At 71.1% G+C, this 23,415-nt stretch carries 17 protein-coding genes; 12 read left to right on the forward strand and 5 right to left on the reverse strand.

The window, feature by feature from the left end; all coding sequences use genetic code 11:
• Positions 1-348 precede the first annotated feature (348 nt).
• Entirely contained in the window at positions 349-3,393 is a 3,045-nt protein-coding gene (locus MBA17_RS22895; RefSeq protein ID WP_238498594.1) for an AAA domain-containing protein, read from the forward strand.
• A 153-nt stretch (positions 3,394-3,546) separates the two neighbouring features.
• On the opposite strand, the gene MBA17_RS22900 is transcribed toward MBA17_RS22895, so the two are convergent.
• The 3 genes from MBA17_RS22900 to MBA17_RS22910 all read right to left on the reverse strand — a co-directional run bounded on the left by MBA17_RS22900 (position 3,547) and on the right by MBA17_RS22910 (position 6,991).
• Positions 3,547-4,626: a MerR family transcriptional regulator gene (locus tag MBA17_RS22900; RefSeq protein ID WP_238498595.1), complete on the reverse strand. Its 1,080-nt coding sequence runs from the start codon at positions 4,624-4,626 to the stop codon at positions 3,547-3,549.
• A gap of 131 nt (positions 4,627-4,757) precedes the next feature.
• On the reverse strand, positions 4,758-6,146 hold the full coding sequence (locus MBA17_RS22905; protein ID WP_238498596.1) for an alpha/beta fold hydrolase: 1,389 nt from the start codon (positions 6,144-6,146) through the stop codon (positions 4,758-4,760).
• 152 nt (positions 6,147-6,298) lie between these two features.
• Positions 6,299-6,991 (reverse strand): DUF998 domain-containing protein, encoded by a 693-nt coding sequence (locus MBA17_RS22910; protein ID WP_238498597.1) that lies wholly within the window; start codon positions 6,989-6,991, stop codon positions 6,299-6,301.
• A 97-nt stretch (positions 6,992-7,088) separates the two neighbouring features.
• Here MBA17_RS22910 and MBA17_RS22915 point away from each other — a divergent pair, with 97 nt between their 5' ends.
• On the forward strand, positions 7,089-7,412 hold the full coding sequence (locus MBA17_RS22915) for a YciI family protein (protein ID WP_238498598.1): 324 nt from the start codon (positions 7,089-7,091) through the stop codon (positions 7,410-7,412).
• 52 nt (positions 7,413-7,464) lie between these two features.
• A complete protein-coding gene (locus tag MBA17_RS22920) occupies positions 7,465-9,468 on the forward strand; it encodes a sigma-70 family RNA polymerase sigma factor (protein ID WP_238498599.1) in 2,004 nt (667 codons plus the stop codon).
• Here the strand turns inward: MBA17_RS22920 and MBA17_RS22925 are convergent.
• Complete coding sequence (locus MBA17_RS22925) at positions 9,465-10,358, reverse strand: LysR family transcriptional regulator (RefSeq protein WP_238498600.1); 894 nt, start codon at positions 10,356-10,358, stop codon at positions 9,465-9,467. The two genes, MBA17_RS22920 and MBA17_RS22925, sit on opposite strands and share 4 nt — an antisense overlap.
• A gap of 112 nt (positions 10,359-10,470) precedes the next feature.
• Here MBA17_RS22925 and MBA17_RS22930 point away from each other — a divergent pair, with 112 nt between their 5' ends.
• The 9 genes from MBA17_RS22930 to MBA17_RS22970 all read left to right on the forward strand — a co-directional run bounded on the left by MBA17_RS22930 (position 10,471) and on the right by MBA17_RS22970 (position 19,864).
• The gene (locus tag MBA17_RS22930; protein ID WP_238498601.1) at positions 10,471-11,232 is read left to right on the forward strand and encodes an enoyl-CoA hydratase/isomerase family protein; all 762 of its coding nucleotides are present in this window, start codon (positions 10,471-10,473) and stop codon (positions 11,230-11,232) included.
• Positions 11,229-12,746, forward strand: a complete 1,518-nt coding sequence (locus tag MBA17_RS22935) for an acetate--CoA ligase (RefSeq protein ID WP_238498602.1) — start codon at positions 11,229-11,231, stop codon at positions 12,744-12,746. Before MBA17_RS22930 ends, MBA17_RS22935 begins: the two co-directional genes overlap by 4 nt.
• A gap of 9 nt (positions 12,747-12,755) precedes the next feature.
• A complete protein-coding gene (locus MBA17_RS22940) occupies positions 12,756-14,087 on the forward strand; it encodes an MFS transporter (protein ID WP_238498603.1) in 1,332 nt (443 codons plus the stop codon).
• A 261-nt stretch (positions 14,088-14,348) separates the two neighbouring features.
• Entirely contained in the window at positions 14,349-14,537 is a 189-nt protein-coding gene (locus tag MBA17_RS22945) for a CbtB domain-containing protein (protein ID WP_238498604.1), read from the forward strand.
• Positions 14,538-14,545: 8 nt separating this feature from the next.
• Positions 14,546-15,307, forward strand: coding sequence for a CbtA family protein (locus tag MBA17_RS22950; RefSeq protein ID WP_238498605.1), 762 nt, complete (start codon positions 14,546-14,548; stop codon positions 15,305-15,307).
• 4 nt (positions 15,308-15,311) lie between these two features.
• Entirely contained in the window at positions 15,312-15,875 is a 564-nt protein-coding gene (locus MBA17_RS22955; RefSeq protein ID WP_238498606.1) for a histidine phosphatase family protein, read from the forward strand.
• Complete coding sequence (locus MBA17_RS22960; RefSeq protein ID WP_238498607.1) at positions 15,872-17,950, forward strand: magnesium chelatase subunit D family protein; 2,079 nt, start codon at positions 15,872-15,874, stop codon at positions 17,948-17,950. The genes MBA17_RS22955 and MBA17_RS22960 overlap by 4 nt, the downstream gene beginning before the upstream one ends.
• A gap of 1 nt (position 17,951) precedes the next feature.
• On the forward strand, positions 17,952-18,548 hold the full coding sequence (gene cobO / locus MBA17_RS22965; RefSeq protein WP_238498608.1) for a cob(I)yrinic acid a,c-diamide adenosyltransferase: 597 nt from the start codon (positions 17,952-17,954) through the stop codon (positions 18,546-18,548).
• Positions 18,549-18,556: 8 nt separating this feature from the next.
• Complete coding sequence (locus MBA17_RS22970; RefSeq protein ID WP_238498738.1) at positions 18,557-19,864, forward strand: cobyrinic acid a,c-diamide synthase CobB; 1,308 nt, start codon at positions 18,557-18,559, stop codon at positions 19,862-19,864.
• On the opposite strand, the gene cobN is transcribed toward MBA17_RS22970, so the two are convergent.
• The gene (cobN, locus tag MBA17_RS22975; RefSeq protein ID WP_238498609.1) at positions 19,819-23,373 is read right to left on the reverse strand and encodes a cobaltochelatase subunit CobN; all 3,555 of its coding nucleotides are present in this window, start codon (positions 23,371-23,373) and stop codon (positions 19,819-19,821) included. The two genes, MBA17_RS22970 and cobN, sit on opposite strands and share 46 nt — an antisense overlap.
• Positions 23,374-23,415: the final 42 nt, after the last annotated feature.

Genomic DNA, 23,415 nt, shown 5'->3' on the forward strand with positions numbered 1-23,415 from the left:
CAGCTCTCTTTCCGCACAAATTTGGCGATGTCTCTCATCCTGGCCAGGGCCCAACACACTAAATCATCTGCCAATGGCAAATGGAACGTTACATAGATCGTTCGTTGTAAAGCTGACGCAATCTGCATCCATGATCGCTACATGAACCGAAGAGATTGGAGCCCCGTGGCCGAAACGCTATGAAAGGTCTAAATAATGCTGTCCGTAATCGCGAGGCGTGGTGTGCGAGCGCGGTCGCCAGCAAGGGCGTGAGGGCCGGGGGTACCAGCGGAACGCTATAGGAAGTGCCCGACACGGGTAGTTTCGATCTGCGTCGACTCTCTGACCCCCTTCTCCCCACGGAGCGTTATGACAGCCCTGCGGCATAAGCCCTATCCCGTCGAGGAGCTATTGCGGGCCGTACGCCTGGAGATAGCCGCCGAGTTCCGCAGTGACGGCGACGGTGAGAAGGTCTCTCTGACCGCTGGGCGGCTAACCGGCGGCAACGGAGAGATGCGAGAGTACTTGTTCTCCTGTAAGGGCTGGAAGGCCGCGTTCGCCGGCGAAAAGCTGCTCATCCGGCTGTCGAACTCTCGCCGTGATCCGTGGGTGAGCGCCGAGGCCACGCGGATGCCCGACGGTAGGGTACGGGTTCGCACCACCGCCGACCTGGGAAGGCAACCGGGCAACACCCAACTACGCAAGGACGATTCAGCCGGCCTGGAGGCGATCGCCGAGCGGCTGGAGTCGGCCGGCGGGAGCGACGGCTTGGTCAACCTCGCGACGGCGGGCTGGCTGGTCGGCCAGGGGCGGCCGCGGGTCGAACGCTGCCCCACCCCGGAGCGCTTCATTCGGGGATATCGGGAACGCCGGCTCAACTCCCGGCAGCGGCAGGCGATCGAGCAGGCTCTCGGCAGCGAACTCACCTTCATCTGGGGGCCACCAGGAACCGGCAAGACCGACGTCGTCGCCTATATCACCGAGGGCTGCCACCGGCAGGGATTGCGGGTGCTCTTCGTCGCACCCACCAAAGTGGCCGTGGACCAGGCCCTGGAGCGGATTTGTGAGCTGCTGTCGAACGAGGAGGGATTCGACGCGGGCCTCGTTCAGCGTGCCGGAGACGTCGAACTTCCCTCTCTGGCCGCAAAATTCGGCGAACAGATCAATGCCGAACTGGTCTGCGCACGACTCGCCACCGCGGTGACCACCCGAATCGACGAAACACGCCAGCAACTGGACACCGTACGTCAGACCCTAGCCATTCATGCCGACGCTGACCGCGCGGCAGCGGAATTGCTAGACCTCAGCACTCGGCGGGACGACGCGGAACGGCACACGACCGTCATGGGCCAGCAAGCCCAGGCCCGCCGGGCGACCATCGGGGAGATCGAGCAGCAGATCCTCGACATCGGTACGCCTTCCGGGCTTTTCGCCAAGAGAAAGCAGGCGAAACTCGACGACCTCAAGCGTGCTCACTGGGAGGCCCGGAACGCCGTCGCCGCACTCGACGAGCAGATGGGAGCCGCCCTGACATCTCAGCGCCAGTGCGGCGCGCAGATCGCCGCACTGGAGCCGAAACTGGCCGTCCTGCGCGGTCAACTTGGGGCGGCACCTTCGCCGAACGCTCTTCGGAGTGCCGCAGAAGGCTTGCAGCAGCGACTCGCCGCGCTGGAGCAGGAGCAACGGAAGATCACCGATGTGGTCCGCGGCAACTGCCGGGTCATGGGTACCACGGTTGCCAAGGCGGTGCAGTCTCGCAAGCTGCTCGACTCCATCGATGTGGTGGTCATCGACGAGGCGGGCATGGTGAACACCCCCTCGGCCTGGTGCGTGGCAGGGCTCGCCGACCAGCGCGTCGTCGTCGCCGGCGATTTCCGTCAGTTGCCGGCCGTGACCAAAGCCACTGGTGACCGCCAGGCCTCCTCACAAGACGTTGCACATGCGACGCTCTGGATGAACCGTGACGCCTTCTCCACGGCCGGACTGGTGGATCCGGCGGGTTCGGCCCGCCAAGATCATCGAATGGTCTGCCTCGACACGCAGTACCGCATGCGGCCGGCGATCTGTGATGTGGTCAACAGCATCGCCTATCCGGAAGCCCCGCTTCTCACCGGCCGTCCCGACCGCAGCAGGCTACCCGAATCACCACTGACCGACGGCCCGCTCATCCTCATCGACACCGCTCCGCGACGTCTGCCCAATCCCAAAGGACGGTACGGCGGGCACAAGACCAACGCGGTCCATGAAGCCGTTATCCACGAACTCATACGCGGCCTGCAGTACGACGAGGTCCTTCCCTCTCGGAAGGCGACCGGCCTGGTTCGGCCCACCGACCAACTGGCAGTGATCACTCCCTACAGAGACCAGGTCAAGTCACTTCGGGACAGCTTGACCTATCGTTTCGGCGAAGGCTACGAAGGGCTGGTGGACACCGTCCACCGGTTCCAGGGCAGTCAACGCCCCCTTGTGGTGATCGATACCGTGGCCGGAGCCGGCGACACGCTCGGCTACTTCTACGAGGGCATCGGCCTTTCGTCGTCCACCTGCCGGTTGCTCAACGTGGCCCTCAGCCGGGCTCAAGATCACCTGGTTGTCGTCGCCGACACCGAATTCCTCCACCGCAAACTTCACCCGAACAGTGAAGCCGCCCGGATGCTCGCCCATCTGGAGCGTCACGCCCGGATGCTCTCGGTCGACGATCTCGTCCCATTCCGCTCTGCGGCCGACCTCGCCGGTCTTGGTGAAGACGAGTTGTCCCGACCGGCCTTCTTCCCCGCCGATGAGGTACCCCGGGCCATCGAATGGGACCTCGCCCGAGCCCGGCGCTCCATTGAGATCTATTGTGCCTTCCTCGATCCGAACCCTGTCCGCAAGTGGCTGCGGCACCTCGCTCCTCGCATAAGCGATGGAGTGCAGGTCACCATCCATACCCGCGATCAGACCGACGACCCGCGCAAACACGATCTTGTAGGGGAACTCAAGTCGGCCGGGTGTCAGATCTCCGTCCGGGAACGTATGCACGAGAAGGTGCTGATGGTCGACGACACTGTGCTGTGGCACGGTTCGCTCAACCTCCTGGCCAACGTCGGCCCTACTGACCTGATGATGCGGATCACCGACCCGTCCTCCTGTCTCCGTGTGCGCCACATCGTGGACCGCGCCCGGCGAGAACGCCCCGCACGCGTCTGGAAGCAGACACCCCCGGCCTCGCCCGTTGACGCGGTCAGCCCCGGCACGGTCCTCGACGGGCGCCTTTACCTTGCCGTCCCCTTCAACGAGAAGGACGAGGCTAAACGTGTCATCCGCGCCGCCGGCAAAAGGGCGTCTTGGGATGGAAACCGTCAGCTTTGGCACGTGGACGCAGATATTTCACCCGAGGTGATCCAACGCTGGCTCCCACCTCGAACCATGTAATTGACCTTTCGCGTCTACTCCCCTCGCCGACCCGGCATCGCGCGACCTTGCCGTCGGCTTCGATTCAGCTGCCACGCCCCTCACCTGGGCGCCACCGGGAGTGCCCGGTGACCCGCCCGCGATGGCCGTCGTCACCCCCTGCCGCCACCCCGTTCACGAGCGGGCCGGTACGTCGGCGACGACGCATGAGATGTTGTCCGGTGCGCCGTGGTCGTGGGCCAGGGCGCTGAGCCGATCGACCGCCTCCTGAGGGGTGGCGGCGGTTTCGAGCACGTGGCGCAGGCTCTGTTCGGGGAGCACCGCGTGCAGGCCGTCCGAGGACAGCAGGTAGCGGTCCCCGGGGTGCGCCTCGCGTAGGTGCAGGTCGGGTTCGGTGGTGTCACCGCTGTCCAGGGCCCGCTGCAACGTGGCTCGTTCGGGATGGGAGGCGGCTTCCTCCAGGGTCAGCTTGCCCTCGTCGACCAGCGACTGGACGAGCGTGTGATCGTGGGTGATCTGGGTCAGCTCGCCACCCCGCAGGAGGTACGCGCGCGAGTCGCCGACATGCAGGAGCGCGAACTGGTTGCCCGACCACAGCATCGCCGTCAGGGTCGTGCCGGCGCCTCCGCGCGCGGGGTCGGACGCGATGAAGTCGTGCACCGCCGTACGCGCGCCGTTCGCGGCCGTTCCCAGGGACTTCAGCAGGTTCCGAGCGGGCACGTCCGCGTCGAGTGGTTTGAGTGCTTCGATCGCGGCGACGCTCGCCGGCAGTTCCACGCCCTGCGCGCCGAACCCGTCGGCGACGGCGAACAGCCGCGACCCCGCGTACACCGCGTCTTCGTTCGCCGATCGCACGAGTCCGCGATCCGTGCGGGCGGCGTAACGGAGATCCAGTTCCATGTGCGTACCAGCCATTTCGATGTCCTTCCTGGACAGATGGGTGATGAGGAAGGTGGCCAGCTCCTTGCGTGCCGCGGTGTCGGCCTCCACCTGACGCCAGTACGAGGTGACCTCGGTCGCCGCCGCGAGCGGCGGAAGGTCGCACACCACACGAATTCGCGCCAGCGGCATCCCGAGCCCGCGCAACCACGCGACCAGCTGCGCCCTCTCCAGCTGCGCCGGATCGTAGGACCGGTAACCCGAACGCGGATCGACGTGGACCGGAGGCAACAACCCGAGCTCGTCGTACAACCGCAACGCCTTGGCCGTCAGGCCCGACGCCTGCGCGAACTCGCCGATACTCAGTCTGGCCACGACCCCCTCCTCATCCCGGGCTCCCTGCCCGGTCACCCGACTCTCCTTCTTGCCCCAAGGGCAAGGTCAACCAGGCGGGCCATCCTCTTTTCAGGTCGAATACGGACGTCCACCCTCTGTGGTCGGTACGGCTAGCACGTGGTGCCGTTCGGCGGGATCACCTGCTCGGTGAAGTAGCGGTCGATGTGCTCGCGGGCGCAGGCGTTGCCCAGGTACAGGGTGTGGCCGGGGCCTTCGTGACGCACGGAGCCGCTGCCGGGAACCTGGTCCAGGACTTGCTGGACGGAATCGGACTCGTTCCAGGCGCCCGCGCCTAGCAGGGGCGGGAGATCGTCGGGGAGCGAACTCGGCGGGTTGGTGACCGGTACCGGCCAGCCCACGCAGGTCAGCGTCGCCGCCACGAGGGTTCCCGCGGTTCCCGTGTTCGGCGCGAGGCGGCGCAGCCGGGAGACCGCCGCCGTCAGTTCGGCGCGGTCCTTGGCTCGCGGCCAGTCGAGGCATTCGGTGACACCGGTCGACTGGTCCGGATATCGCAGACCGCGCTCGGGGGCGAACCCCGAGGCGTCACCGCGACCGGCTTCCTGGATCGTCCGGGCCAGGGCGGGCCATCCCGGCTCTCCCCGCCTGGCCAGGCCGAGCGCGAAGCTCTGCAGGTCACGACCGTCGTAGTGGACGCCTGCCCGCTTGGCCGGGATCGGTGAACGGTCGGCGTCCGCGACCAGTTTCCGCCAGGACCGGGAGGTCACCTCGCACGAGTCGTCCTTGCCGCACCAGGTGAGGAACCGGCCGAAGCTCGCCTCGTTGCGCCGGGCCGCGTCGTCCAACTCCCGGTTCCAGTCGGTCAGGCTGTGGCTGACGGTGCCGTCGAGCACCATCGTGCGCACCTGACCGGGGAACAGCCGGGCGTACGCCTGGGCGTACAGACCGGCGTACGACGCGCCGTAGAAGTTCAGCTTGGACTCGCCGAGCGCCTTCCTGATCGCCTCCATGTCTCTGGCGTTGTCCGCGGAGCTCATGTTGGCGAAGAATTCCGGGTCCTGGAGGCGGCACGCTTCGGCGTAGCCGCGGTTGGTGTCGGAGAGCCGCCCGAAATCCGGCTCGTCAGCAGGAAACTCGGCCAGCGGGGTCCGGGTCCACGCGCACGGCAACCCGGTGCTCTTCCCGCCGAACTGCGCTCCGTAGCCGCGGGTGTCCCAGGTGACGATGTCCATCCGCTTCCGCAGCGCGGCCCACTGCGGCGCGATCTGCTTGGTGAGCGCGATCCCGGGACCACCCGGCCCGCCGTACGCCACCAGGACGGAACCCTCGGGGTCGCCGGTGGCGGGCAGCCGCCCGAGTGCCAGCGTGATCGTACGGCCGGCGGGCTTCTGCCAGTCCACCGGGACCTTCAACTCGGCGCACTCCATCCCGATCTGGTCGTCGGCGCAGGCGCTCCAATCCAGCGCCCCGGCCTGGTCCGGCTGCGTCGCGGCGACGGCGGACCCGGCGAGGGCCAGCGCGAGAACTATCTCTTTGAGCATGCGGCCAACGCTTCCCGAACTTCCGCGCCCGCACATCGGACCACGGTCTGGATCAAGGAGAGGCGCATCGGACCGGGGGACGTCGGTCAGCGGTCCTACCCCGACGGACCTGCGACCGGCTGTCACAGGTGAGGGGCGCCGGCAGCACAGGTTCAGATTCCGCGGCGGCGGCGGGCGGCGACCGCGGAGACCCAGAGCATCGCGGTGATGGCACCGACGGCCAGGGTCAGGGAGCCGGCCGTGCCGCCGCTCATCGCCCAGCCGTTGCCGATCAGGAGGGCGGTGCCCGCGACGCGGGAGGCGATGGCGTGGCCGCGGTTCCCGGCGCGGCTGAAGTGGCGGCCCAGGACGTAGCAGGCGGCGATCAGCGCGGTGAAGGCGACCGAACCGGCGGCCAGGTGGCCGTAGCCGTGCCAGGTCATCGTCTCGGGCGCCCCGAAGGGGGTGCCGGTGGGGAAACCGTCTCCCGGGTCCACGACGAGGACGCCCCCGGCCATCAGGCCGATGCCGTAGATCCGGACCAGCCGGGGCGCCCAGGTGCCTCCGGGGGTGCCGTGCATGACCCGGCGCAGGCCGGACGCCCCGGCGACGGCCAGCGCGCCGGCGAGCAGGAAGGTGGTGATCTGCAGCCAGCCGAGGGAGCCGTTGCTCAGCGCGCTCAGCGGGTGGCGGGTCAGGTCGAAGCCGTCGCGGGTGGCGGCCTGGGCCAGCGAGACGACCGCCCACAACGGCCCCGCGAGGGCCGCGCAGGTGAGCAGGGAGCGGGTCGTGGCCGAGGTGGTGGTGGCGGGGATCTGGGTGGCGGTCATGGCCGGTGCCTTTCTCAGGTTCGTCTTCTCGCTCACACGTCGAACCGTCGATGTGACAGGGAACGCACTCATTCCCTGTCACATATGTTTGTTCGACGCCTGGGCAGAGAGACCGACGAGAAGGAGAAAGCACATGCGCTATCTGATGACGACCAAGCCGTCCGACGCCGTCGCCGACGAGAACCTGTACATCGAGATGGGCAAGTTCGTCGAGGAGCTGACCGCGGCGGGCGTCCTGCTGGCCACCGGCGGCCTTGAGCCGGGCGGGGTCAGGATCACGTCGGCCGGTGCGGAGATCACGGTGACGGACGGCCCGTTCGCCGAGGCCAAGGAGGCCGTGGCCGGCTTCGCGCTGATCGAGGTCCGGTCCAAGGAGGAGGCGATCGAGCTGGCCCGCCGGTTCCGCAAGATCGTCGGTGACGGTGAGAGCGTGGTCCAGCAGGTCTTCGGCCCTTGAGCCGCCCAGGCGCCGCCCCGGTTTGCGAGCGAGCCGGGGCGGTGCTGTCATCATGCCTGTGACGGATGCCCATCGCACCATCGATGCGGTCTGGAAACTCGAGTCGGCAAAGATCATCGCTGGGCTCACGCGGCTGGTGCACGACGTCGGCCTCGCCGAGGAACTGGCCCAGGACGCCCTCGTCGCCGCACTCGAACAGTGGCCCGAGTCGGGCGTCCCGGACAATCCAGGCGCCTGGCTGATGGCCATCGCCAAACGCCGCGCCATCGATCACATCCGGCGGTCCCAGCGTCTCGAACGCAAGCACGAAGAGCTCGCCCACGAGCTGGAACACCCCCCGGATTCAGCGCAGGGCTCAGCGCAGGACTCAGCGCAGGACGACGTGCTGCGGCTGATGTTCATCTCCTGCCATCCGGTGCTTCCGACGGAGGAACGGGTCGCGCTGACACTCCGGCTGCTCGGCGGCCTGACGGCCAAGGAGATCGCGCGGGCGTTCCTCGTCAGCGAGCAGCGGATCGCGCAACGCATCGCGGGGGCGAAGCGGACCCTGGCCGAGGAGCAGGTGCCGTTCGAACTGCCGGCCGCCTCAGAGCTGGCCGAGCGCCTGTCCTCGGTGCTGGAGGTCGTCTACCTGATCTTCAACGAGGGATACTCCGCGACGTCCGGCGACGATCTGATGCGGCCCAGGCTCTGCCACGAGGCGCTCCGGCTGGGCCGGCTGCTGGCCGAGCTGGCGCGGCAGGAGGCCGAGGTCCACGGGCTGGTCGCGCTGATGGAGATCCAGGTGTCCCGCTCGCCCGCGCGGACCGGGCCATCGGGTGAACCCGTCCAGTTGCACGAGCAGAACCGGGGACGCTGGGACCAGTTGCTCATCCGCCGTGGCTTCACCGCCATGCTGCGGGCCCGGGAGCTCGGCGGCGGGCCCGGCCCCTACGTGCTCCAGGCGGCGATCGCCGTGTGCCACGCCCAGGCACGAACCGCCGAGGACACCGACTGGGCGCAGATCGCGGCCCTGTACGAGGCGCTGGCCCGGCTGCTGCCGACGTCGATCGTGCAGCTCAACCGGGCGGTGGCGGTCGGGATGGCACACGGGCCGCAGGCAGGGCTCACCCTGGCCGACTCCTTGACCACCGAGCCCGCGTTGCAGTCCTACCACCTTCTGCCCAGCGTCCGGGGCGATCTCCTGGCCCGGCTGGGACGGCACGAAGAGGCCAGGCTGGAGTTCCAGCGGGCCGCGTCCCTCACCGGGAACATCGCCGAGCGCGCCTTCCTGAACGGTCGCGCGGACGAGCTCGCCGTCACCGGCGCACCGGGGATCACCCTCGCGAAGGCCGCTCAGGACTTCCTGCGACGCGACGATCTGGACGCCGAGACGATCCGCTCCTACGGGCAGACCCTGCGCCGGCTGTGTCTCAGCCTGGGCGACCAGCTGCCGCTGACCTCCCTGACCGCCGACCAGGTGGCGCGGGTGTTCGCCACGTCCTGGGGTACGGCGGCGGCCAAGACGTGGAACCGGCATCGGTCGGCCGTACGGTCGTTCGGCGCCTGGGCGTCCGTGGACGACCTCGCGGCGGGTCTCGACCGGCGTGCCGAGACCCGCCCCCGGACGGAGCCCATCGGCCCGGCGCACCTCGCGGTGCTCTGGAACCGCCCCGACCTCCCGCTGCGCGAACGAACTCTGTGGCGGCTCCTGCACGAGTCGGCCGCCGGGGTGACGGCCGTTCTCTCGCTGAACGTCGAGCACCTGGACCTGGACGACCGCCGGGCCCGCGCGGGCGGCGGCACCTGGGTGAACTGGCGTGCCGAGACCGCACGGCTCCTCCCCCGGCTGGTGGCCGGGCGGACCCGGGGCCCGCTGTTCCTCGCCGACCGGCGACCCGGACCGGGCCGGACGCCGGCGCCGGCCGACCTGTGTCCGGAGACAGGCCGCCGCCGCCTCTCCTACGAGCGGGCCGAATACCTCTTCAAGCAGGCCACGAAGTCTCTGGACCCGGCGGGCAACGGCTACACCCTGCGCCGGCTCAAGCCCGCGCCCCGGATGGCCGACCAGGTCTAGGCGTGGCCGACCTCGCGCAGCCCGGCCAGCGCGGCCTCCGCGAACGCGGTGACCACCTCCCCGCCCTGTACGGGCAGCCACACGGCCGAGGTGGACCAGGTCAGCCGGGGTTCGTCGATCGGTCGCCAGACCAGGCCGGCCGGCAGCCCGTCGTAGGGCTCCTCGTTCAGGTGCGCGCCCCGGCCCGCCATGACCAGCCCGTGCACGAAGTGCGGGTTGCGCGCGTGCCTGATCGCGCTGGGCAGGAACCCGTTGTCGCGGCACGCCTCCAGCATGTGGTCGTACAACTGAGGGGCCATGTCCCTCGGGAAGATGACCAGCGGCGACCCGTCCAGCGTGCGCAGCCGTACCTCCGTCTGCTGGGCCGCGCGATGATCGGCCGGGAGCACCACGCCGAGCCTGCGGTGGACGACCGGGCTCGACTCCAGGCCGACCGTGTCGCAGGGGTGTCTGACCAGGCCCGCGTCCAGTTCCTCGGCGCGCAGCCGGGCGAGCTGGACGTGCGTGGTCAGCTCGTGGAGTTCGAGCAGGACGTCGGGGACGCGCGCGGTGAAGTCCGCGACCAGCGTCCTGAGCGCCATCGGCGTCGTGTCGGGCGGGACGCCTACCCGCAGCACTCCCGACGCGCCGGGGCGGATCCGGCGCATGGCCTCGCGGGCGGTGTCGGCACGATCCAGGACCCCGCGGGCGTGTTCGAGCAGCAGGGCGCCCGCCTCGGTGAGCAAGACGCGGTGCGGGTTCCGGTCGAACAGCCGGACGCCCAGCTCTCGCTCCAGGTCGCGGATGCGCTGCGAGAGCGGCGGCTGGGCCATGTGCAACCGCTCGGCGGCCCGGCCGAAGTGCAATTCCTCAGCGACCGCCACGAAATAACGCAGGTGGCGTAGCTCCATCAGCTCGACCATATCGCTCTGGTATCGCCAAGAGTCCACATTGATGTTGGCCAGACCCCCGGAGCAGCTGATTGTATCCCCGGAAAGCTTGTTGACCTGGGAAGAGACCCTTATGACCGTATTGCTGGACCGTGACGGACCCGTCGCGGTGATCACCTTGAACCGGCCGGAGAAGCTCAACGCCTGGACCGCCGAGATGCGGGAGCGGCTGATCGGCCTGCTGCACGAGGCCGGCGCGGACCCGCAGGTGCGCGCGGTCGTGCTCACCGGCGCCGGGCGTGCCTTCTGCGCCGGCCAGGACCTGAGCGAGACGGCCACGATCGACCCCGACGACCACGCCGCGTCGGATGCCTGGATCGACGGTTTCGACCGGCTCTACCGGGCGGTGCTCGATCTCGACAAGCCCACCGTGGCCGCGCTGAACGGCGTGGCCGCCGGGTCGGGATTCCAGTACGCGCTCCTCGCCGACCTGCGCATCGGCCACGCCGGCACCCGCATGGGTCAGCCGGAGGTGCTTTCCGGCATCCCGAGCATCACCGGGATCTGGGCCATGTGGAACGTTCTCGGCCGCGCCAAGACCACCGAGTTCGCGCTCACCGGACGGCTGGTCGACGGTGACGAGGCCGAAAGGCTCGGCCTGCTGACCAGGCTGGTGCCGCAGGAGCAGGTGCTCTCCGCGGCGGTGGCCCAGGCGAAGGAGTTGGCCGCGCTGCCGCCGGGCGCGGTGGCCCTGACCAAGGGACGCCTCCGGGAGCTGGAGCGGGACGCCCTGGCCGACGCCGTGACGGCGGCCAAGCAGGTGCACGCCGGCGCCTACGCCACCGGTGAGCCGCAGCGCGAGATGGCCCGCTTCCTGCGGGAGCGTGCCCGATGAGCGAATGGCGCGTGCCCGAGCGCTACAACATGGCCGTGGACGTGGCCGACCGCCACCCCCGGGAGAACCTCGCGCTGATCTTCGAGGACCACACCGGGTTCCGCGCGGAGGTCCGCTGGGGCGAGGTTCAGGACCGCTCCCGCCAGGTGGCCGCCTACCTGCACAACCTAGGCGTCCGTCCCGGAGACCGGGTCGCGGTCATGCTGCCGCAGCGGACCGACACGCCGGCGACCTACCTCGGCACGCTGCGCACCGGCGCCGTGCTGGTGACCATGTCCGCGCTGTGGGCCGACGACCAGATCGCCTACCGGCTCGCGGACTCCGGCGCGTCCGTCCTGATCACCGAGGCCGACGCCGTACGGCGGGCGGGCGATTACGCCGGGACCGTCGTCGACGTGGACGACCCGGCGATCGGCCTGGTGACGCCGGAGTTCGACGACGCCGACACGGCCGCCGACGACCCGGCGCTGATCTTCTACACCTCCGGCACGACGGGCCCGGCCAAGGGCATCGTGCACGCGCATCGCACGCTGCTCGGCCACAACGAGTTCAGGCACTGCCACGACCTGCGCCCCGGCGACGTCTTCTACGGAGCGGGCGAGTGGGCCTGGTCGATGGCCAAGCTCATGGGCCCGCTGCGAGCCGGGGCGACGCACTACGTGTACCGCCCGGCGGGCGGGTTCGACCCGGCGGGGCTGCTGGCCGGGATGGCGCGGAACGGGGTGACGACCGGGCTGGTCAACCCCACGTTCCTGCGTAAGACGCGGGAGCTGCTGCCCGACGCCGGGCGGCGCTTCCCGCAGCGCCTGCGCACGGTGTGCTGCGCCAACGAGCCGCTCACCGCCGACCTGATCGGCTGGTTCCGCGACCAGTTCGGCGTCACCCTGCTCGACTACTACGGCTCCACCGAGTCGTACCCGCTGATCGGGAACTTCCCCGGTGAGCCCGTCAAGGAAGGCTCCCTGGGACGGCCGTTGCCCGGCTGGGAGGTGGCGCTGCTGGACGAGTCCGAGCAGCCGGTCCCGGCGGGGCAGGTCGGCGAGATCTGCCTGCGGACGCGGAGCAACCCGCAGTTCCCGCTGGGCTACTGGAACCGACCCGAGGCGTCGGCCGAGGCGTTCGGCGGCGACTGGTTCCACACCAAGGACCACGCGCGGGTCGACGAGGACGGCTACTACTGGTTCCTCGGCCGCGTCGACGACGTGATCAAGACCTCCGGTTACCGGGTGGGCCCGGACGAGATCGAGGAGGCGCTCCGCGCCCATCCGGCCGTCGCCGAGGTGGGCGTGGCCGGCGTGCCCGACCCGGTGCGCGGCCAGGCGGTCAAGGCCTGGGTGCGGCCCACTCCCGGTTACCGGCCGAGCGAGGAGCTGGCACAGGAGATCCGCGAGTTCGCCAAGAACACCCACTCGCGGTTCGCCTACCCGCGCTCGATCGAGTTCGTCGACGAACTGCCCCGATCGGCGTCCGGGAAGATCCAGCGCGCGCAACTCCGCCTGCGTGACACGAAATAAGGAGCAACCATGGCCGACACCACCCCCCAAGCCGCTCAGGCGGCCATCCGGCGCAAGGTCACCCTGGCCTCCGCGATCGGCAACTTCGTCGAGTGGTTCGACTCCGCGGCCTACGCCGTCATGTCCGCGACGATCGCCGCGCTGTTCTTCCCCGAGTACGACAAGGCCGCCGCGCTGCTCGCCACCTGGGCGATCTTCGCGGGCGGCTTCATCGCCCGCCCGCTCGGGGCCGCCTTCTTCGGCAGGTACGGCGACCGTCTCGGCCGCAACAAGATGCTGGCGCTGACCATTCTGACCATGAGCGGGGCCACCTTCCTCATCGGCATCCTGCCCACCTACGCCTCGTGGGGCGTGGCCGCGCCGGTGCTCCTCTTCCTGCTCCGCTGCGCGCAGGGCTTCTCCACCGGCGGTGAGTACACGGGCGCGTCGGCCTTCATCGTGGAGTACGCCCCCGAGGGGCGGCGGGCCCGGTTCGCCGCCGCCGTACCGGTGACCGTGGGCCTGGCCAGCGTGGCCGGTTCCGGCGTCGGGTTCCTGATCACCTCCACCGTGACCACGGAGGCGTTGCAGAGCTGGGGCTGGCGCATCCCGTTCCTGCTCGCCGCGCCGCTCGGGCTGATCGGCCTCTACCTGCGCTCCAAGGTCGAGGACACGCCCGTCTTCCGGGCGCTGGAGAAGCACGACGAGGTCGCACAGGCGCCGCTGCGCGAAGCCGTACGACGGTCCGGCCGGCAGATCGCCACGCTGTTCGGCTACAGCATCACCAACGCCGTCGGGTACTACCTGATGAGCAGTTACATGATCTCCTACATGTCGGAGGAGCTCGGCTACACCAAGAGCCAGGCACAACTCGCCAACGTCGTGTCGATGCTCGCCTACAGCGTCGCCTGTCTGTTCGCGGCCTCGGCCAGCGACCGGTTCGGACGGCGGCCGATGCTCATCGTGGCCTGTGTGGGCTTCATCCTCGTCCCCTTGCCGGCGTTCTGGCTGATGGGAGGCAGTCTGGCGGGGGCGATGGTCGGCACGTCGCTGCTGGCCATGCTGGTCGCGGTGATCGGCACCTCGAACGTGCCCGCGCTGGTGGAGATGTTCCCCGCGAAGATCCGTGCCAGCGGCTCCGCCATCGGCTACACGGCGGCCTATGTCCTGTTCGGCGGGACCGCGCCGTTCGTGGCCACCGGGCTGGTGTCGGTGACGGGCAGCGCGATCGCGCCCGCGTTCTACCTGGTGGCCGTCGCGGCGGTGTCGACCGTCGTGGTCCTGGTGTCCTTCAAGGAGACCCGCCACCTGCCGCTGGACCGGGGCGTCGAGGCCGCCACCCCCGTCCCGGAGCGCGGCTGACCACCGCCGTCGATCTTCTCTGCGTTCGACCAGGTGGGCTCGTGCCCGGGGAGGCGTTCGTCTCCCCGGGCCCAGGCCGCATGTGTTGACGAAAGCGGGTGAAAGGGATACGTTCCGGGAGATTTCACGGTTGTCCGGGAGAAATCCGGTGAGAAGCCGGTGCGGACGCGCCACTGTATCCGGGACCCAGATCCCGGGAGCCAGGTCGCTCGGGCGATCGTGACCTCATCGATCGGGACGCGTCATCCCTGAGGAGGCTCTATGAGCGACATCTCCGCTCCTTCCACTATCCCCCTGCCCCGCCTGCGCCCCTGGCTGCTGGCCGTACCAGTGCTGCTGTTGATCGCCTACCTGGTCCTCATGGACAACGGGGCGGTTTCGCAGACGGGCACTTTCCTTCACGAACTCATGCACGACGGGCGTCACCTGCTCGGCGTGCCGTGTCACTAGGGACGGACATGGTACGCACCCTGGTGGTCAGGGGCCTGCTCGTAGGGCTCCTGGCCGGACTCGTCGCGGGCGGATTCGCCTTCTTCTTCGGCGAACCGCGCGTCGACGCCGCGATCGCGCTGGAGGAGGCCGCCGCCGCGGCCGAACCCGCACACGCACACGCCGAAGAGGAGGCCGGGCATCAGCACGGCGAGGAGGCGGCCGTCAGCCGACCGGCGCAGAAGGCCGGGCTGTTCCTGGCCACCGGACTGTACGGCCTGGCGGTGGGCGGCGTGTTCGCGCTCGTCTACGCCGGGTTGCGCGGCCGGGTCGGTCCTCGTCGTGACGGCGCGCTGGCGCTGGCGGCGGCGGGAACGGCCTTCATCGCGGTCATCCTCCTGCCCTTCCTGAAATATCCAGCTAATCCACCGGCGGTCGGCGACCCGGAGACCATCAACGACCGCACGCTGCTCTACCTGGTGATGATCGTGGTCGGCCTGGCCGCCGTGGCCGCCGCCGTCGCGACGGCCAGGCGTATGACGGCGGATCCCTGGCAGCGCTGGGCGGTGGCCGGAGCCGTGTTCCTGGTGCCGGTCGTGGCGGCCTGGGCGCTGCTGCCGACGGTCGACGAGGTGCCCGAGGGCTTCCCCGCCTCCCTGCTGTGGGAGTTCCGGCTGGCCTCGATCGGCACCCAGTTCGTCTTCTGGACGGCGTTCGGCGTGCTGTTCGGCTGGCTCAGCGATCGGGTGGCGCGGCGATCCCCGCTCGCGCCGGCCGCGTCACATCGCTGAGCGGGTGCTGTTCGTCCGGCAGGCCAGCACCCCGGCCATGCGGGCGGCCCGCTTCCCGGCGGACGAGCCCGCCGACCCGGCGAGCCTGACACGGGCCGCGGCCGCCAGACCGCCGTGGCCCATCGACGGCGGCCGGCCGCCCGCCGTCTGGGTCGCGCCGGTCACCGCGGCACGGCAGACCGCCGCCGCCTTCGGCTGGGCACCGATCGAGGCGCCAGAGCTGGCCGAAGCCGATCCCGGCCGCTGGCGCGGCCGGCCGTACGCCCAGATCGCGCAGACCGAGCCGGACGCGCTGGCCACCTGGCTCGCCGACCCGGACGCGGCGCCACACGGCGGCGAGAGCCAGGCCGGGCTCGCGAACCGGGTGGCCGGTTGGCTCGACGCGGTCGCCCCCGGATGCGTCGTGGTCTGCGACGTCGGCGTCGTCAGGGCGGCGCTGGGCCATGCGCTCGGGCTCGGCCCCGTGCAGACCGCGCGCTTCGATCTCGCGCCGCTGTCCACCACCGAGCTCGTCCACTCACGCGGAGGCTGGCGGGTCGCCCACATCAACCGGAAGGCCATCACTTGATCGCCACCTATCCCTTCAGCGCCGTCGTCGGGCTCGACGACCTCAAGCTGGCCCTGATACTCAACGCCGTGTCCGCCCGCGTCGGCGGCGTGCTCGTGCGCGGCGAGAAGGGCACCGCCAAGTCGACGATCGTGCGCGCCCTGGCCGCGCAGTTGCCCACAGTCGAGGTGGTGCGCGGATGCCGCTTCGCGTGCGACCCGGCCACGCCCGACCCCACCTGCCCGGACGGGCCGCACGAGCCGGGCGAGCAGCGGGTACGGCGTGCGGCGTCGCTGGTGGAGCTGCCGGTCGGAGCGTCGGAGGACCGGCTGGTCGGCTCGCTCGACATCGAACGGGCGCTCACCGAGGGCGTGAAGGCGTTCGAACCGGGGCTGCTGGCGTCGGCGCACCGCGGCGTGCTCTACGTCGACGAGGTCAACCTGCTGCACGATCATCTCGTCGACCTGTTGCTCGACGCGGCGGCGCTGGGGACCTGCTACGTCGAGCGGGAGTCGGTGTCGGTACGGCACGCGGCGCGCTTCCTGCTGGTCGGGACGATGAATCCGGAAGAGGGCGAGCTGCGGCCGCAGCTGCTGGACCGGTTCGGCCTGACGGTCGAGGTGAAGGCGTCGCGCGATCCGGACGAGCGCGCCGAGGTCGTCCGGCGCCGGCTGGCCTTCGAATCCTCGCCCGCGGAGTTCACCGGCCGGTGGGCCGAGCAGGAGACGCTGCTGGCCGAGCGCATCGCGCGGGCCAGGCTGCGGGTGGGCGACGTGCGCCTGCCCGACGCCCGGCTGCGGCAGATCGCGACGGTGTGCGCCGGGTTCGAGGTGGACGGGTTGCGCGCGGACCTGGTCACCGCGCACGCGGCGATCGCGCACGCCGCCTGGCACGGACGTGACGTCGTGGAGGTGGCGGACGTCCGGGCCGCGGCCCGGCTGTCCCTGCCGCACCGGCGGCGGCGTGATCCCTTCGACGCCCCCGGACTGGATGAGGCGCTGCTGGAGAAGCTGCTGGAACAGACGTCGCAGGAGGACGACGAGCCACCTCCCGGCGGCGGACCGGCCGACCAGGACGACGGTCCGGCCGGCCAGAACGACGGACCGGCCGACGTAGGCGACGGACCGGCCGACCTTGGCGACGGACCGGCCGATGGAGATGGCGGGCCGGCCGGCCAAGGCCGCGGCGCGACCGACGCAGGCGACGGACCAGCAGACCAGCGCGGCGGCGCGACCGACGCGGGTGAGGGACGTGCTGATGAAGGTGCCGTCCGCAACGACAGCGGAACGCGGAACGCCGACGCGGCCGAGGGCGGCCAGGTCGCCGCGCCGTACCGGGTGCGGCTGTTCGCCGTGCCGGGTGTCGGTGAGGGAGCGGCCGGTCGGCGCTCCCGGGCGCGGACCAGGCTGGGCCGCAGCACCGGCGCCCGCCTCCCCCGGGGCAAGGCCCGCGACCTGCACGTATCCGCCACCCTGCTGGCCGCGGCCCCGCACCAGGCGCGGCGTGGGCGGCGGGCTCCGGGGCTGATCCTGCGGGCGGACGATCTGAGGGAGAAGGTCAGGGAGGGCAGGGAGGGCAACCTCGTCCTGTTCGTGGTGGACGCGAGCGGGTCGATGGCCGCCAGAAAGCGGATGACCGCGGTGAAGACCGCCGTGCTGAGCCTCCTGCTGGACGCCTACCAGCGCCGGGACAAGGTCGGCCTGGTCACCTTCCGCGGCGACTCGGCCAGCCTTGCGCTGCCTCCGACGTCCTCGGTCGAGGCGGGGGCGGCCCGGCTGCGGACGCTGCCGACCGGTGGCCGGACCCCGCTGGCCGCGGGGCTGGTGAAGGCGGCGGAGGTGCTGCGCCTGGAGAGGCTTCGCGACCCGTCGCGGCGCCCGCTGCTCGTCCTGGTCACGGACGGCCGGGCGACAGCGGGCGGAGAGGTGTCGCGGGCGGCCGGACTACTGCTGGGTACGGCGAGCGTGGTCGTCGACTGCGAGAGCGGCCCGGTACGGCTGGGCCTGGCGCGGCGGCTGGCCGTGCTGCTGGGCGCGCCGGCCGTACCGCTGGAGGAACTGGGATCAGTGGTGCGCGAGCACCGGAAAGCGGTGTGACATGCCTCAGGGCAAGCCGGAAGCGGTACCCGACGACGGTCTGACCACCCGGCAGCGGCGTAACCGGCCGCTGCTGATGGTGCACACCGGGCCGGGCAAGGGCAAGTCCACGGCCGCCTTCGGGATGGCCCTGCGCGCCTGGAACCAGGGCTGGCCGGTCGGCGTGTTCCAGTTCGTGAAGTCGGCCAGGTGGCGGGTGGGCGAGGAACGCGCGCTCCGGGTGCTCGGCGACAGCGGCGAGGGCGGCACGGTGACCTGGCACAAGATGGGCGAGGGCTGGTCGTGGATCCAGCGTCCCGGCGCGGATCATTCCGACGACGCCCGCGAGGGGTGGGCGCAGATCAAGCGGGATCTGGCCGCCGAGACCTACCGCTTCTACGTGCTGGACGAGTTCACTTACCCGCTCAAATGGGGCTGGCTGGACCTCGACGACGTCGTGGAGACGCTCACCGGCCGGCCCGGCGCCCAGCACGTCGTGCTCACCGGGAGGGACGCTCCCGACCGGCTGCTCGACGTCGCCGACCTGGTGACCGAGATGGGCAAGGTCCGCCATCCCATGGACTCAGGGCAGAAGGGTCAGAAGGGCATCGAGTGGTAGTGCCCCGGCTGGTCGTGGCCGCGCCCGCCTCGGGCAGCGGCAAGACCACCGTGGCCACCGGCCTGATGGCGGCCCTGCGCCGGCGCGGGTTCCGGGTCTCGCCGCACAAGGTCGGTCCCGACTACATCGACCCCGGTTACCACGCTCTGGCCGCCGGTGTGCCGGGACGCAACCTGGACCCGTGGCTGGTGGGCGAGGAGCGGATCGCGCCCCTGTTCCTGCACGGCGCCCAGGACAGTGACGTGGCCGTCGTCGAGGGGGTCATGGGGCTGTTCGACGGCAAGGGGGACGGCGACTTCGCCTCCACCGCACACGTCGCCCGGCTGCTGGACGCGCCGGTCGTGCTGGTCGTGGACGCCGCCCGGCAGAGCCGGTCGGTCGCGGCGGTGGTGCACGGCTTCGCCACCTTCGACCCGCGGGTGCACCTGGCCGGGGTCATCCTCAACCGGGTGGGCTCCGACCGGCACGAGGCGCTCTGCCGTACCGCCCTCGCCGGATACCCGGTGCTGGGGGCGATCCGCCGCGACGACGCGGTGGCCACCCCCTCGCGGCATCTCGGGCTGATCCCGGCCGCCGAGCGCGAGTCCGACGCGCTGTCCGCCGTGTCCCGGCTCGGCGAACTGGTGGCCCGCTCCTGCGACCTGGACGCACTGGTACGGCTGGCACGGACGGCCCCTCCCCTGCGCGCGCGGCCGTGGACGCCACCGGTTCAGGCACGGACCGGGGACGGGCCGGTGGTCGCGGTCGCCGGAGGGGCGGCCTTCACCTTCGGCTATGCCGAGCACGTCGAATTGCTGCGCGCCGCCGGTGCGCGGGTGGCCGTGTTCGACCCGCTCCGTGACGAACGCCTGCCGGAGGGGGCGGGCGCCCTGGTGATCGGCGGCGGCTTCCCCGAGGTCTATGCGGCCGAGCTGGCGGCCAACGAAGCGCTGCGCCGCGAGGTGGCGGGCTTCCGCGGTCCGATCGCCGCCGAGTGCGCCGGGTTGCTCTACCTGTGCGAGGAACTCGACGGCCGGCGCATGTGCGGGCGCGTCCCCGCGACCGCCCGCATGACGGCCACGCTGACCCTGGGCTACCGGGCGGCCGTCGCCGGGCCGTCCCTGCTGACCCGGCCGGGCGAGCGCTACCACGGCCACGAGTTCCACCGCACCACCATGGACCTGCCACGAGAGCCGCTCTTCCGCTGGGAGGGCGGCGCCGACGGCTACGGCGACGCCCTCCTGACCGCGTCCTACCTGCACCTGCACTGGGCGGGAGCGCCGGAGCTGGCTCAACGGCTGGTGTCGTCCTCCAGGTCTCCCTCGGTCTTGAGGTAGACCTCTTGCAGGCCACGCAGCAGCTCCGGGTCCGGATGCTCCCACATGCCGCGGTCGGCCGCCTCCAGCAGGCGCTCGGCGATGCCGTGCAGCGCCCACGGGTTCGAGGCGGCCATGAACGCCTGGTTCTCCGGGTCGAGGACGTAGGTCTCGGTGAGCTTGTCGTACATCCAGTCGGCCATGACCCCGGTGGTGGCGTCGTAGCCGAACAGGTAGTCGACGGTCGCGGCCAGCTCGAAGGCGCCCTTGTAGCCGTGGCGGCGCATCGCGGCCAGCCACCGGGGGTTGACCACCCGCGCGCGGAAGATCCGCGAGGTCTCCTCCGAGAGCGTCCTGGTGCGGACGGCGTCCGGCCGGGTGCTGTCGCCCACGTAGGCGGCGGGAGCGCGGCCGGTCAGCGCCCGCACGGTGGCGATCATGCCGCCGTGGTACTGGAAGTAGTCGTCGGAGTCGGCGATGTCGTGCTCGCTGGTGTCGACGTTCTTGGCGGCGACCGCGATGCGGCGGTAGGCGCTCTCCATGTCGGAGCGGGCGGGCACGCCGTCCAGGTCGCGGCCGTAGGCGAAGCCGCCCCACACGGCGTAGACCTCGGCCAGGTCGGCGTCGTCGCGCCAGTTGCGGCTGTCGATCAGCGGCAGCAGCCCGGCGCCGTACGCACCGGGTGCGGAGCCGAAGATGCGCATCGTCGCGCGGCGCTGGTCGCCGTGGCCCGCCGAGCGCACGTGGGCGCGCACGTAGTTGTCCTCATCTGGCTCCACCAGCCCGGCGACCAGTTGGACGGCGTCGTCGAGCAGGGCGACCACGTGTGGGAAGGCGTCGCGGAAGAAGCCGCTGATGCGGACCGTGACGTCGATCCGGGGCCGGCCGAGCTCATCGAGCGGGACCGGTTCCAGGCTGGTGACCCGCCTGGACGCCTCGTCCCAGCGCGGGCGGACGCCGAGCAGCGCCAGGACCTCGGCCACGTCGTCGCCGGCCGTCCGCATGGCGCTGGTCCCCCACACCGACAGGCCCACCGAGCGCGGCCACTCGCCGTGGTCGCCGTGGTAGCGCGCGAGGAGCGAGTCGGCCATCGCCTGCCCGGTCTCCCAGGCGAGCCTGCTGGGCACGGCGCGCGGGTCGACGGAGTAGAAGTTACGACCGGTCGGCAGCACGTTGATCAGGCCGCGCAGCGGGGAACCGCTGGGCCCGGCGGGCACGTAGCCCCCGTCGAGGGCGTGCAGCACGTGGTCGAGCTCGTCGGTGGTACGGCGCAGCCGGGGCACGACCTCGGTGGCCGCGAAGTCCAGGACACGGGTGACGAGTTGCCCATGGTCGCCGGCCACCTCGGCAGCCGCGGCCGGGTCCCAGCCGCGCTCCTCCATGGCCTCGACCAGTGCTCTGGCGACCGACTCCACGCGGTCCACCTCGCCCAGGGCGGCGCTGCCGTCCTCGGCGAGCCCGAGCGCCTCGCGCAACCCCGGCAGCGCCTGCGCGCCCGCCCACATCTGCCTGGCCCGCAGCATCGCCAGCACCAGGTCGACCCGTGCCTGCCCGGCCGGCGCCTGACCGAGGACGTGCAGGCCGTCGCGGATCTGCACGTCCTTGACCTCGCACAGCCAGCCGTCCACGTGCAGCAGGAAGTCGTCGAACTCCGCGTCGTGCGGCCGGTCGGCCAAGCCCAGGTCATGGTCGAGCCTGGCCGCCTGGATCAGCGTCCAGATCTGCGCCCGGATCGCGGGCAGCTTGGCCGGGTCCATGGCCGCGATGGAGGCGTGCTCGTCGAGCAGCTGCTCCAGCCGGGCGATGTCGCCGTAGCTCTCCGCCCTGGCCATGGGCGGCACCAGGTGGTCGACCAGGACGGCGTGCGCCCGCCGCTTGGCCTGCGTGCCCTCGCCGGGGTCGTTGACCAGGAACGGGTAGACGAGCGGCAGGTCGCCGAGCGCCGCGTCGGTGCCGCAGGAGGCCGACATGCCGGCGGACTTGCCCGGCAGCCACTCCAGGTTGCCGTGCTTGCCCACGTGGATCATCGCGTGCGCGCCGAAGGCCGACGACAGCCACCGGTAGGCGGCCAGGTAGTGGTGGCTCGGCGGCAGATCGGGGTCGTGGTAGATCGCGATCGGGTTCTCCCCGAAGCCGCGCGGCGGCTGCACCATCACGACGACGTTCCCGGCCCGGAGCGCGGCCAGCACGATGTCACCCTCGTGCACGAACAGCTCGCCGGGCGGCGGGCCCCAGTGGCGCTCCATCCTCTCGCGCAGGTCCGCGGGGAGCGTGCGGTACCAGCGTTCGTAGTCGGCGGCGGCGATGCGCACCGGGTTGCCGGCGAGCTGCTCCTCGCTCAGCCAGTCGGGGTCCTGCCCTCCCGCGGCGATCAGCGCGTGGATGAGCGCGTCACCCTCGTCGGGGAACCCCTCCCCCAGGTCGTAGCCCGCCTCCGCGAGCCTGGCCAGCAGCCGCACGGTGCTCGCCGGGGTGTCGAGTCCGACGGCGTTGCCGATCCGCGAGTGCTTGGTCGGGTAGGCCGACAGCATGACCACCAGGCGGCGCTCGGCGGGCGGGGTGTGCCGCAGCAGGCCGTGCCGTACGGCGATGCCGGCCACCCGGGCGGCCCGCTCGGGGTCGGCGACGTAGACGGTCAGCCCGTCGGGGTCGATCTCCTTGAACGAGAACGGCACGGTGATGATGCGCCCGTCGAATTCCGGGATCGCCACCTGCGAGGCCGCGTCGAGCGGCGAGAGGCCGTCGTCGTTGTCCTGCCACGCCTGCCTGCTGCTGGTGAGGCACAGGCCCTGCAGGATCGGCACGTCGAGCTGGGCGAGCGCGCCGACGTCCCACGCCTCGTCGTCGCCGCCCGCGCCGGCCGTGGCCGGGCGGGAGCCGCCGGCCGCCAGAACGGTGACGACCAGCGCGTCGGCCTCGCGCAGCGTGTCGAGCAGCTCGGGCTCCGCCGTGCGCAGGGAGGAGCAGAAGACCGGGAGCGCCCGGCCGCCCGCGTCCTCGATCGCCCGGCAGAGCGTCTCGACGAAGGCGGTGTTGCCCGCCATGTGGTGGGCGCGGTAGTAGAGCACCCCGATCACCGGTCCGGCCGCGGTCGCGGGTTCGCGGTCCAGCCGGCCCCACGTGGGCGCCGGCTGCGGCGGCGCGAAGCCCCGGCCGGTCAGCAGCACGGTGTCGGTCAGGAAGGCGTGCAGTTCGGTGAGGTTGGCCGGCCCGCCGTGCGCCAGGTAGGCGTGCGTCTGCGCGCAGACGCCGCCGCTCACGGTGGACAGCTCCATCAGCTCGGCGTCGGGCGCCTGCTCGCCGCCCAGGACGACGACCGGTCGGGGGCCGGCCAGCAGGGCGTCGAGGCCCTCCTCCCAGGCGCGGCGCCCGCCCAGCAGGCGCACCACGACGAGGTCGGCGCCGTTCAGCAGGTCGGGGAGGTCGTCGGCCAGGAGTCTGGCCGGGTTGCCGAGGCGGTAGCCGGCACCGCTGGCTCTGGCGCTCAGCAGGTCGGTGTCGGAGGTCGACAGCAGCAGGACTGTGGGCACGGAGAAGTCCTCACTCGGGGTCCTCGCCCCGGTCGCGGGTGT

It is taken from the genome of Dolomitihabitans soli, assembly GCF_022213955.1.
In the GTDB taxonomy this organism is placed as follows: domain Bacteria; phylum Actinomycetota; class Actinomycetes; order Streptosporangiales; family Streptosporangiaceae; genus Streptosporangium_A; species Streptosporangium_A soli.